Source organism: Flavobacterium muglaense, assembly GCF_014305155.1.
Taxonomy (GTDB): domain Bacteria; phylum Bacteroidota; class Bacteroidia; order Flavobacteriales; family Flavobacteriaceae; genus Flavobacterium; species Flavobacterium muglaense.
Map to the genome: position 1 here is coordinate 1 of NZ_JACRUK010000070.1, position 11,515 is coordinate 11,515.

11 protein-coding genes and 1 other RNA gene are annotated in these 11,515 nt (G+C 32.1%); 5 read left to right on the plus strand and 7 right to left on the minus strand.

The genetic code is table 11. From position 1 onward, the window contains the following. Nucleotides 1-198: 198 nt before the first annotated feature. On the minus strand, nucleotides 199-1,620 hold the full coding sequence (locus tag H8R24_RS16810; RefSeq protein ID WP_187021411.1) for an ATP-dependent DNA helicase: 1,422 nt from the start codon (nucleotides 1,618-1,620) through the stop codon (nucleotides 199-201). Nucleotides 1,621-1,773: 153 nt separating this feature from the next. Between H8R24_RS16810 and H8R24_RS16815 the strand changes: the two genes are divergently transcribed. Then, complete coding sequence (locus H8R24_RS16815; RefSeq protein WP_187021412.1) at nucleotides 1,774-2,595, plus strand: DUF3822 family protein; 822 nt, start codon at nucleotides 1,774-1,776, stop codon at nucleotides 2,593-2,595. Further along, nucleotides 2,592-3,185, plus strand: a complete 594-nt coding sequence (locus H8R24_RS16820; protein ID WP_187021413.1) for an RsmD family RNA methyltransferase — start codon at nucleotides 2,592-2,594, stop codon at nucleotides 3,183-3,185. The genes H8R24_RS16815 and H8R24_RS16820 overlap by 4 nt, the downstream gene beginning before the upstream one ends. A 68-nt stretch (nucleotides 3,186-3,253) precedes the next feature. On the opposite strand, the gene H8R24_RS16825 is transcribed toward H8R24_RS16820, so the two are convergent. The 5 genes from H8R24_RS16825 to rnpB form a co-directional block, all read right to left on the minus strand. Next, a complete protein-coding gene (locus H8R24_RS16825; RefSeq protein WP_187021414.1) occupies nucleotides 3,254-3,787 on the minus strand; it encodes a hypothetical protein in 534 nt (177 codons plus the stop codon). Between the two features lie 132 nt (nucleotides 3,788-3,919). Further along, nucleotides 3,920-4,327 carry a response regulator gene (locus H8R24_RS16830; RefSeq protein ID WP_187021415.1) on the minus strand — a complete coding sequence of 136 codons (408 nt, stop codon included), beginning with the start codon at nucleotides 4,325-4,327 and terminating at the stop codon, nucleotides 3,920-3,922. Then, a complete protein-coding gene (locus tag H8R24_RS16835) occupies nucleotides 4,327-6,135 on the minus strand; it encodes a PAS domain S-box protein (RefSeq protein WP_187021416.1) in 1,809 nt (602 codons plus the stop codon). Before H8R24_RS16835 ends, H8R24_RS16830 begins: the two co-directional genes overlap by 1 nt. Before the next feature lie 308 nt (nucleotides 6,136-6,443). Beyond that, nucleotides 6,444-7,382, minus strand: a complete 939-nt coding sequence (locus H8R24_RS16840) for a ketopantoate reductase family protein (protein ID WP_187021417.1) — start codon at nucleotides 7,380-7,382, stop codon at nucleotides 6,444-6,446. Nucleotides 7,383-7,504: 122 nt separating this feature from the next. Then, an RNA gene (gene rnpB, locus H8R24_RS16845) (RNase P RNA component class A) lies at nucleotides 7,505-7,826 on the minus strand. A 176-nt stretch (nucleotides 7,827-8,002) separates the two neighbouring features. On the opposite strand from rnpB, the gene H8R24_RS16850 reads away from it, so the two are divergent. The 3 genes from H8R24_RS16850 (at nucleotide 8,003) to H8R24_RS16860 (ending at nucleotide 10,164) form a co-directional block, all read left to right on the plus strand. Then, on the plus strand, nucleotides 8,003-8,257 hold the full coding sequence (locus tag H8R24_RS16850) for a hypothetical protein (RefSeq protein ID WP_225876856.1): 255 nt from the start codon (nucleotides 8,003-8,005) through the stop codon (nucleotides 8,255-8,257). Between the two features lie 174 nt (nucleotides 8,258-8,431). Next, on the plus strand, nucleotides 8,432-9,517 hold the full coding sequence (dnaX, locus tag H8R24_RS16855) for a DNA polymerase III subunit gamma/tau (protein WP_187021421.1): 1,086 nt from the start codon (nucleotides 8,432-8,434) through the stop codon (nucleotides 9,515-9,517). A gap of 119 nt (nucleotides 9,518-9,636) precedes the next feature. After that, nucleotides 9,637-10,164, plus strand: a complete 528-nt coding sequence (locus H8R24_RS16860; RefSeq protein WP_225876857.1) for a DNA polymerase III subunit gamma/tau — start codon at nucleotides 9,637-9,639, stop codon at nucleotides 10,162-10,164. Nucleotides 10,165-10,333: 169 nt separating this feature from the next. Here H8R24_RS16860 and H8R24_RS16865 read toward each other — a convergent pair whose 3' ends face one another. Then, a complete protein-coding gene (locus H8R24_RS16865) occupies nucleotides 10,334-11,281 on the minus strand; it encodes an alpha/beta hydrolase (protein WP_187021423.1) in 948 nt (315 codons plus the stop codon). Nucleotides 11,282-11,515 lie beyond the last annotated feature (234 nt).

The window sequence follows — 11,515 nt, forward strand, 5'->3', positions numbered from 1 at the left end:
TTATGAAAGTGATTATTTGGTGAAATTAAATCCAGTTATATGAAAATTGAGAATACTTTTTCAGCAAGCCCTACTTATGACATCACTTACACTTGATTTTGACTCTTTTAATAATACTCACAAAGTCAATTAAAAATAAGTAATAAACTCATAATCAAACCAACTGTACGATCCAGAAAGACACGATAAATTACATCGCTAGGCTATAAAATTTTCATCTTTAAATCCTATTAAATACAATTTGTTTTTGGCTCTTGTAATGGCTGTATACAACCATCTTATATAATCACTATCAATGCCGTTTGGCAAATATGGCTGCTCTATAAACACCGTATCCCACTGCCCTCCTTGTGATTTATGACAGGTAATGGCATAAGAGAATTTTACTTGTAAACCGTTGAAATACTCATTGGCTTTTACTTTCTGGAACTGCTTATACTTGGTTTCTCCCTCGTAATCTTTCAATACTTCTTGATACAATCTATTTGATTCATCATAAGTCAATGATGGCGATTCGCTTTTTATAGTATCTAATAATAACACTGTTTCAAACGGAATTTGATTGGGGTAATCGATCATTCGTATTTTTACTTTCGCAAATTTAAAACCATAGAGTTCTTGAATTTTAAAAATTTCCAATACTTCGATAATATCACCATTGGCTATAAAACCCGCTTCATCTGAATCCTTTAGCCAGAAATAATTATTTTTAACGACCATCAAAAAATCGCCTGTTGATAATTCACTTTCTTTATCTAAAATTTTTGTCCTAATTTGTTCGTTGTATTGATTGGCTCGTTTATTAGACCGTACAATAAAAGCAGTGTCCTCAATGCTGTAATTACTGTAAGCCGAATTGATTGCATCTTGAATATCATATCCATCTGTCAGACGAACAATATCTTTAAATTGCTTTAAATCAAACTGAAAATCAGTAACGAAAGAATCTTCTAACAAAGTTCGCAGCTCTGTGGCATTGTATAAAATCCCCGACCCTTCTTCCTGACGCATCACTTCATTCAGTTCAATATGCTCCACCTCTTTATTATAATTGATACTCAAAGTATGAATATCTAACGCTGGACTAATATCTAAATTTACTGGCGGCAACTGAGCGGTATCTCCCAGCAGAATCATTTTACAATTGGTTCCCGAGTAGACATAAGATATTAAATCATCTAATAAAGAACCGTTTTCATATAACTTAGAGTCCGAATTTGTGTCAGAAATCATTGATGCTTCATCGACTATAAAAATGGTGTTTTTATGTTTATTGGGTTGTAAAGTAAATGAAACGCCACCGCCCGATGATTTTTTTGGAAAGTATATTTTTTTATGAATAGTAAAAGCTGGTTTATTCGAATAATTAGCAATTACCTTAGCTGCGCGACCTGTAGGAGCAAGCAAAACATACTTTTTATTAATTTCTAAAAGATTATTTACAATGGTCGAAATCACCGTTGTTTTTCCTGTTCCAGCATATCCCTTGAGTACAAAAATGGTATCATTATGCGTGTCTGTTAAAAAAATGGCGATCTTTTGAAAAAAAATATCCTGATTGTATGTAGGGGCAAATGGAAATTGTTTTCGTAAAAGGCTATAGAACAAGGAAGAATTCATCTGGAGGTGCTTAATGTAAAATGAACCTCAAATATAAGGATGAAATTCTCGGGAATCACATTAAATCCCATTAGAATAAAAAAAAATTGTAAGTTTGTAAACAGATTTAATCACTCTCAGTTTCTAAATTGAGATAAGGTTATAAAAAAGTTTATGTCTACACAAAATACTAATATTACCGAAAAGAAATATAAAAAATTGTCTATTCAAGTTTCCTTGAACGGACTCTCTTTTTGTTGTTTTGATACCCTAAACAACACTATTAGCTCCTTCAATGAAGTGCATTTTGGTAATTTTCATAAAGGAATAAAAATTGAAGAGCTTTTTTCGAATGCTTTTCAAGAACATGAAGCGCTTAATGAGAGTTATGACGAAGTGCTAATCATTCACAACAATACTTTATCGACTTTTGTTCCAGAAGCATTATTCGATGAAAATTTCATAGGGAGTTATTTGCAATACAATACTAAAGTTTTTCCAACTGACTTTTTTACTTTTGACGAAATCAGTAATTATCATATTAATTGTGTTTACATTCCTTATGTAAATATGAACAATTTTTTTATCGACAAATTTGGCACTTTTGATTACAAACACGCCAATAGCATCTTGATGACAACATTATTAAAGGCCTCAAAGAACATAGATGATAAAAAAATGACCGTTCATTTTAGCAAAGGACATTTTGAAATCATCGTCATTCAAAACCAAAAACTACTTTTATTTAACTCTTTCGAGTACAATACACCCGAAGATTTTATATATTACATCTTGTTCACAGCTGAACAGTTGTATCTGAATCCCGAAAACTTCCTATTGGAATTAATTGGTGATATTGATACCGAAAGTTCTTTTTACAAAATAGCATACAAATACGTTCGCAATCTATCTTTAATAGATGTTGAAGAATTGCGATGGAACAATTATTTTTCTGAGGCCGAGAACAGAAATCATTTTATATTATTCAATTCATGAGAATCATTTCAGGAAAATACAAAGGAAGACGCATTAATCCTCCAAAAAACTTACCCGTTCGCCCAACAACTGATATGTCTAAAGAAGCATTGTTTAATGTTTTAAACAATCATTTTTCTTTTGAAGGTTTAAAAGTTTTAGACTTATTTGCTGGAACAGGAAACATCAGTTATGAGTTTGCATCACGCGGGAGCTCACCTATTACATCTGTAGATGGCGATTTTGGTTGTGTGAAATTTATCAAACAAACAGCAGCTGAATATGATTTTAATATCGCTGCCACAAAAAGTGATGTTTTTAAATTTTTAGAAAAAAACAATGCTACATTTGATATCATTTTTGCCGATCCGCCTTATGCTTTAGACCAAGCTACTTTTGAAAGAATTGTGGTACTTGTTTTTGAAAAAAACAGTCTTAACCAAGATGGGATGATGGTTATTGAGCATTCAAAATATACAAAACTGGATCATATGATTCATTTTTCATTCAAGAAAACGTACGGGGGTTCTATTTTTAGTTTCTTCGAACTTCCCGCTTCTGATAATGAAGAAGACGAAGATTTATTTGATGAAGATAGCGAAGAAGAATAATCACAACTAGAATAAAACAGAAAATCCCGAACATTGTTCGGGATTTTCTGTTTTAAGTTGATAGCCTTTTATTTAATTACCCATCCTAGCGAAAAATTGAGTACTGTTGCCATCCTATTATTATACTTTCGGATTTGATAACCAACACCCGCATTCAAAGCTAGATTAAAATTGCCTTTATAGGTTCTTTGAAAGCCCCAAACTGGAGCAATCGTAATAGCTGGTCTTGAAGAAAGTAATAATTCATTAGAAGAGATAGCTTTGAAATTGTAAATAGCATTCAGAGCTACAAAACCTCCTGAATTATTGGCAGTTACTTTACCTTTTCCTGATCTTCGACCTAGGTTGTAATAATGGCGAAATTGTTCATTAATTGCTGGATAAAAAGCATGAGCAGTTCCAAATGTACTACTCGTTTGAATTCCAAAACCAGTACTTAATTCAGAGTATAAGGTGTGCTTTTCATCAAAACCGTGCTCGTACACAACTCCTGGAAGAAGTACGTTAATCTTAAATTGATTTTTCTCTACTGATGGATTCTCTTGAGCATTTACTGTTGATAACACTAGAAAGCCGACTAAAAGTAGTAATTGTTTATTCATCTAATATTGGATTATTTTTTTGTCAAATATAAGAATTACTTTATAAAAAACATGAAAATTCCATTTTATTCCAATATAGCTGATAAGGTTCTATTTTCAGCTTAGAAAACATTCTCCTTTTTGCTTTAAAAACTACAAATAATTTGATCTAATATTTTTTAAAGTCGCTATGGACAATGGCTTTGGATAATAATCAATAACAAGACTATTACTTGTAGCTCTTGCCTTGTCATCTGGATTAATTGATGAACTAAGAACGTAAAGGTCTACATTACAAAGAACTGTTGATCTAATAATTGCAAATTGCTTTAAAAAACCCCAACCGTCCATTACCGGCATATTTAAATCTAAAAATACTAATATAGTGGCATTTTCATTGTTAATCGACTTGTTAAGACTTAATAATTTGTTGATTCCTTCCTCACCGTCATTAGCGACCTCTATAGGGGTATCAATTCCGGATTTGGAAATTATTTTTTTATGCAAATAATTGGTTGCAAAGTCATCATCTATTAATAAAATTGTGTCTAATTGCTTCATTATTGGATGTTTTTTGATATGGTGAAAGTAAAAGTACTCCCCACTCCTAGTGTGGATTTTACCGAAATTTCGCCATTATGAATATCTACAATTTTTTTACAGTGCGCTAAACCTATACCATGTCCTTTATACAAAGATTCGTTGTGAAGTCTTTTAAAAATAATAAACACTTGGTTCACGTACTTGTCAGCAATACCTATTCCATTGTCTTCTATCGAAAATTTCCACTCGTTTGTATTTTCTTTGCAACTAATTTTAATTTTACAATTAATTTCTTTTTTTTTGAACTTAATCGCATTACTAATAAGATTTTGAAACAACAATCGTATATAAGTTTCATAGCCTCTAATATGAGGTAAATTATCAACTGCTATTTCTGTTCCGGTATCTCTAATTATTACTGATAAATCATTAGACACATCTTCGATCATTTTGTTACAATCAATAGACCTAATACCATCTCTTTTACCTATTCTAGCATACTCCATTAAACCCGTCACTAGAGCTCGCATCCTAATTGCCGATTTATTAATAAATTCAATATACAGTTTCGCCTCATCATCAAGACCATCCGAGTAATCCTCTAGTAATAAATCACTAAAACTCATTAAAGTTAATAGTGGCTCCTGTAAATCGTGTGATGTGATGTAGGTAAATTGCTCTAATTCAATATTTTTATTCAGCAACATTTTATTTTGCACAGTAACTTGCAGTTCTTTTTGCTTTCTAGAGGTAATATCTCTAATGAAGGTGCAAAAACTTATTTTACCATTGGGCTCCTTCAGTGGTAAAATACTAATCTCAATAGGAAACTCTTTTTTATTTTTATAAATACCTGAAATTTCTACAATTTCATCCAATACAAAACTCTGATTTCCTTCAATGTAATCTTTTATATGCTTACAATAAGTATTTCCTGTTTCTTTGGTTAAAATAACATCAAAAACCTTTTTACCGAGCACTTCTTCAGAATTCCATCCAAAAAACAGTTCCGCTTTTGGATTCCAAAACGTAATATTACTTTCGGAGTCAAATTTTATAATAGCATCAGAGGCCGATTCTAATATTAATTTATTGATCTTCTCATTGTAAATTACTATGTTTTGTATTCTTTTTAACTCAGAAACATCAACTCCGTAACCAATTACGTAATACAATTCGTCATCAAGAAAAACGGGATAAAATCTACGCATCACATAAATGTCTTTTCCGTCTTTATGGTATTCATCAATCCATTCAACCTGCTCTCTCGTTTGGACAACTTTGTTAAAAATAGCACGTCGATTTTGCGCTATTGATTGATCCAATTTCTTGTATTCGCAGTAATCAAAATCATTTTTACCAATCATCCACTTTCTGGTATCAGGATCACGAACACCATTGGGATTGATATATAAATAATTGTGATTACTATCAAAAACGGCAATATCAGCTGGAATATTATCTAATATAATTTCGTTGAACTTTTGTTGCTCAATAATACTCTGTTTTGAATGTGATTGCTCTGTTACATAGAGCATCCCCAAGGCAATATTGCCGTCAATACTTGAGTATTGCAGCTTTACATCTTGTTCATTTCCATTTCCATCTGCAAAGGTAGATTTAACAGGTACTCCTTCTTGCTGTATACATGACGCGACTTGGGGAAAGTAAAAGGATACCAATTTTGTATTAATTTCTGTAAATGACATACCGAACATATCTAAGCCTGAAGGATTTATATGCAACACTTCTAGCTCGCTATTTATTAAAAAGCAAGCCATCGGAAAAGTATCAATTAACTTAAAGTAAAGACTAGGGATTGTCATTTAAATGAATTGTTTTTAATTTATAGTAGGTACATCAAAAATAACGAAATCATTCGTAAAAAGCTATTAATCCTAGTAAATAAATAGGCTTTGTGATAGAGTCTGTTATTTTGAATTGCTTTTGAAACTTTTAAATAAATATTGTTACAAAACCTTTCAAATAACTATTATCTTTTATGAGTCGAAGGAAAAACAAAAAAAACAGCTGTAAAATAAAAACAATTATTTTACAGCTGATTCTATACTACAATCAAATTTGATTAAAAGCTTAGAATTGTTACTCTTTATCGAAATAAAAAATAAGTTGATTAATTCAAAGCATCCAAGGCAGGACTTAATTTCTTTAGAATTATTTGATAATTAGGTGTTTCAACTTCGTATTTTATTCCTTGTTCTACTACAAATTCAGTTAAAGAAGCGAGCTCAAACTTTCGTCCCGCCAGCACATCTCTATGCATGGATGATGTGGCATTACGAGGCGTTTTTTCAAGTTTTAAGATGGTTTGCATAATGATATCATTAGGTAATTCTAAACCTTTTACCGCCGCAATAAGTGTGATTTCATTTAATAATCCCACATATAATTTTCGACTCTCTTCTGTACTTAAAATTTCACCTACATTTTGGTTTAAATAGGAAGTAGCTGACGCTAAAGCAGAAATGAAAATATATTTCTCCCAGACCGTTTCGTCAATACGATCTACTAAATAACTTTCGATAGAAGCCTTTTCAAAAATTGTTTGCAATACTTTTAACTTAACGATAGGTGCTGTTCCTGACCCAAAAAATAATTTCTCATAAGCCCCTACTTTCTTTATCACACCTGGTGCAGTTATCATAGACACAATATAAACACAACCTTCTAGCACCACATTATCAGGATAAAGGGCACTAATTCGTTCTGGAGCATCAACGCCGTTATATAAAGGTAAAAAAACAGTGTTTTTAGTGATGCATTTTTGAATAGCTACTAAACTTTCTTCTATATCGTAAGTTTTTGTAGCGCAAATTAAGTAATCTAGTTTACCAACAACTGCAGGATCATCCGAAACTATAGTTGGGAAAACGATCATTTCCTGTTCATCCGAAACAATTTTCAAGCCAGATGTTGCAATTGCTTGCTGGGTTGCTCCACGCGCTATAAATACAATTTCTATCTGGTCTGACTCCTGGTAGGCTTTCGCCAAAAGTCCACCAAAATAACCACCTACTCCACCCAGACCTAAAATTCCGATTCTTGTTTTCATAACGCTATTTTTAAAAATAAAAACCATTAAAAAATTATATAATCAAGTCTTGTGACTTAATAAAACATAATTTCTTAATGGTTCCATTCGAGATTTTTCAATCCTTGTTTCATTAACTCTAAAAAAAAAACAGACCTATAAGCCGGATTCTGTATTCGCCAAAGCGAACCCTTATCATTTATCTAGATCACGCATTACTGCGAGACTCAAGCTATCTACCCTTCAACAACGGACGAGAAATCCTTAAATGCTGATATACTTGATATTTCACCGCATAGAGTTTACCTGGTTTCACTACAGCATTACCTGTACATACTTTCTGTTGCACTTGTCCTAATCACATCCTAAAATATGACCGACGGGCGTTACCCGCTACGCTTCCCTATGGTGTCCGGACTTTCCTCCCTTTCGAAAAAACGAAACGACGATAAGGCGGTCTGTTCGGCAAATTTACATTTTTTATCGTTGCTTTACTATTTTACAATAATTACTTTAACAAGACTTTTGCAATAGCTTAATTATAAAATGATTAACTTTAAAAATAAACCATAAAAACCTAAATTATGAAACCAATCTATCATTATGCAACTGTGACAGAATCTTTAAATAATTTGAGCAAAATGGGATATGAATACGATTACAATATCCATCAGGATGAAATTAAAGACCAACCGCACCATTTTGAAATCGACCATGTTTATCGTTACGAAGGCAATTCTGATCCTAGTGACCAAGCAGTGGTCTATGGCATAAGTTCAAAAAACGGAATTAAAGGTGTCTATGTTGCTGGATTTTCGGCAAATTCAGATACAAATGTCACGCAAATCCTAGACAAACTTTGCATGGGTGATCACGATCAGCAGTGTAAAATATAATTTTTAGATGAACAATAGACTACTCCATTTGTTTGGAATAAATATGAAACTCATTTGAAATCAATCGCCTATATAACAATCTAATTCCAAGCGAAAAATTAATCATGAATTAAATATAGTATCCTTTTCATAATATGATCTCATTACCTATATTTGCTATCGAATAATATTTCTATGGAACAATTTGTAGTATCGGCACGTAAATATCGCCCACAAACATTTAATGATGTTGTGGGACAAAAAGCCATTACCAATACTTTATTGAATGCCATAGAAAGCAATCACCTTGCCTCTGCACTATTATTTACAGGGCCTCGTGGTGTAGGAAAAACGACTTGTGCTAGAATTCTAGCCCGAAAAATAAATCAACCAGGTTACGATGATCCCAATGAGGATTTTGCATTTAATGTGTTTGAACTCGATGCTGCGTCTAACAACTCTGTTGATGATATTCGAAATTTAATTGACCAAGTACGTATTCCACCCCAAACTGGGAAATATAAGGTGTATATTATAGATGAGGTGCATATGTTGTCTTCGGCAGCATTTAATGCTTTTCTAAAAACACTAGAAGAGCCACCAAAACACGCCATTTTTATTTTGGCTACGACCGAAAAACATAAAATCATTCCAACGATTTTATCACGTTGTCAAATATTTGATTTCAAAAGAATTACCGTAAAAGACGCCAAAGAACATCTAGCCGAAGTAGCCACCAGTCAAGGTGTCGCTTATGAAGATGATGCTTTACATATTATTGCTCAAAAAGCTGATGGTGCGATGCGAGATGCTTTATCCATCTTTGATAGAGTAGTTTCTTATTGCGGTGCTAATTTGACTCGTCAAGCCGTTACAGAAAATCTAAACGTACTAGACTACGAGACCTATATTACAGTAACCGACTTGATTCTTGAAAATAAAATTCCTGATTTGTTATTGAATTTCAACGACATTCTCTCTAAAGGATTTGATAGTCATCATTTTGTTGCAGGATTAGCGTCTCATTTTAGAGATTTACTAGTAAGTAAAACCCCGTCTACTTTACCATTACTGGAAGTAGGTGAACAGGCTCAGAAAATGTACGGAATACAAGCTCAAAAATGCACGCAAGAATTTTTATTAAAAGGAATTGCTATTGCAAATGAGTGCGATCTAAAATACAAATTGAGTCAAAACCAGCGATTACTTGTTGAACTTTGCTTAATGCAACTTGCCTCTATCACTTTTGATGGAGAAAAAAAAAAGTTGAGTCCTTCATAATACCATCTACTTATTTTAGAAAAAATGATTACTCAATAGCCGACCAAAGCAAAACTATTGAACCAATTAAAGCTACACCAGCACCCGCAATTCGTGAAGTAGCTCGTCCTGTAGAAACTGTGCCCGAAAAAACAGCTGCTGTTGAAAACGTGCAGAAAAACGAAATAGAATCCAATGGCCCAAAGGTTTCGGCTTTTTCACTAGCAAGCATCCGAGGCAAAAAAGCACTAGAAGAAAGCAGTAAAAACTTTGTAAAAGAATCAGTTCACTTACCCACCGAAACTTTTACCGAAACCGAAATGCTGATTCAATGGACAAAATATGCCAAAAAATTAGGCGACAAAGGGTTCAAAATAATGGAATCTATCTTACTAATTAATGATCCCGTTTTAAAAGAAAAAACTAAAATTCATTTTGAATTACCTAATGAAGGTTCTAAATTAGATTTTGAAAGTGAAAAAAACGGATTATTAGGTCATTTACGAAGCCATTTACACAATCACGACATCTCAATTGAAGTTATTGTAAACGAATCCATCACTAGCGCTAGAAGCTTTAATGATCAAGACCGTTACAACCGATTACATGAAATCAATCCAAACATTGAACTGTTACGAACTACATTTGGACTTGACTTAAATGCTTAAACTTATTATACAAATTCTTGTATAGCACAACCTTTTGCTGCTTCTCCTCATTTGCGAACTGCTGAACTTTTATTTTTAGTTAATATTGAAAATTCTTACGGAATATAAATATGAACTTACAACAAAATTCGCAATCTTGTCAAATGGCTGTTGTGCGTTCGTTTCTTTATTATCTCAATTTGTCTATAAGTTTAATCCAGTTTTCATCAACTAATGGTGCGTAATGGTCTCCGTTTTCTATTTTTATCAGAGTTTTATCTTTAGATTTTGAATTTTTGTATATTTTTTCGGACATTGAAAAGGGCAAATTTTCGTCCTTAGTTCCGTGTAATAAAATTAACTTTCCAAAATAATTTTTTATGTTTTCTGAACTGTTTGCTTCTTTAGAAAACTCAGATTTTTTAATTTCCGAAAAATTGAAATACGGTTTTGCCCAAAATGGTGCTAAACCTATGAAATAATTAGCAACATCATCTATATTTGATGCCGGTGCTAACAGTGCTAATTTTGGAATTTTATTATCTGTTGCTAATTTAGTTGCAAAAACAGTTCCTAGAGAATGTCCAACTACAAAATCGACTGAAATTGAATAATTTACGAATTCATAGAATTTCTGATTAATTTTAAATTGAGTTGAAAAATTGGAATCTCCTTTTGAGTAACCATTTCCATTATAAACAATCACATAAATTTTTATGCTGTCTTTTTTTGAAAGTTCTGTTAAGTCATCAAGCATATTAAATATATTAAACTGATTGCCTAACATATATATACCTGCTTTTTTATAAATCTTTGGCGTTATCGTATAAAATTCTGATTTAGAGCTTTTTTCAAATTTTTGAAATTCTCGTCTCAATATTGTTTGATTCAATTTGACCGAATCTTCTTTTGTAGATGAGATAAATTTGTTCGCAACAAAAACTATGGAATCCTTTTTAATATTCGTTAGATATTTTTCATCTAATTGATTGAATATATTTTTTTTATTATATTTTGTTGGCGTATAAAACATAGTTTCTTCAACAACATTTTTACTTCGTAAGTAAGGAATTGAAAATAAATATAAGACAATTAATACTGTTAAGATAATTCCAAAAAATTTTAACATTTTCTTCATTTAATTTTTTTTTCTTTAAATATCATTACTTTATGCGTTTTGTTTAAATTGCCTCACAACGTCAGGCTGTGAAAAAACCTCATTTAGTCGCTATTTTACTTAAAATCATCCTCATAAACATCACTACAATCGTTCTACTACAAGCTCTTTTTTAGGCGGCAAATTGTAGCTCATTTTTAATAATGTCTTTGCAAAGCCTAAAATAGTTCGTAATAAAGACAATACAAGCTTTTG

What these genes read in the sequence shown, in the direction of transcription:
- dnaX (WP_187021421.1), top strand. Translation starts at nt 8,432, where the DNA reads ATGGAACAATTTGTAGTATCGGCACGTAAATATCGCCCACAAACATTT.
- H8R24_RS16865 (WP_187021423.1), bottom strand. Translation starts at nt 11,281, where the DNA reads ATGAAGAAAATGTTAAAATTTTTTGGAATTATCTTAACAGTATTAATT.
- H8R24_RS16815 (WP_187021412.1), top strand. Translation starts at nt 1,774, where the DNA reads ATGTCTACACAAAATACTAATATTACCGAAAAGAAATATAAAAAATTG.
- H8R24_RS16850 (WP_225876856.1), top strand. Translation starts at nt 8,003, where the DNA reads ATGGGATATGAATACGATTACAATATCCATCAGGATGAAATTAAAGAC.
- H8R24_RS16810 (WP_187021411.1), bottom strand. Translation starts at nt 1,620, where the DNA reads ATGAATTCTTCCTTGTTCTATAGCCTTTTACGAAAACAATTTCCATTT.
- H8R24_RS16820 (WP_187021413.1), top strand. Translation starts at nt 2,592, where the DNA reads ATGAGAATCATTTCAGGAAAATACAAAGGAAGACGCATTAATCCTCCA.
- H8R24_RS16825 (WP_187021414.1), bottom strand. Translation starts at nt 3,787, where the DNA reads ATGAATAAACAATTACTACTTTTAGTCGGCTTTCTAGTGTTATCAACA.
- H8R24_RS16830 (WP_187021415.1), bottom strand. Translation starts at nt 4,327, where the DNA reads ATGAAGCAATTAGACACAATTTTATTAATAGATGATGACTTTGCAACC.
- H8R24_RS16840 (WP_187021417.1), bottom strand. Translation starts at nt 7,382, where the DNA reads ATGAAAACAAGAATCGGAATTTTAGGTCTGGGTGGAGTAGGTGGTTAT.
- H8R24_RS16835 (WP_187021416.1), bottom strand. Translation starts at nt 6,135, where the DNA reads ATGACAATCCCTAGTCTTTACTTTAAGTTAATTGATACTTTTCCGATG.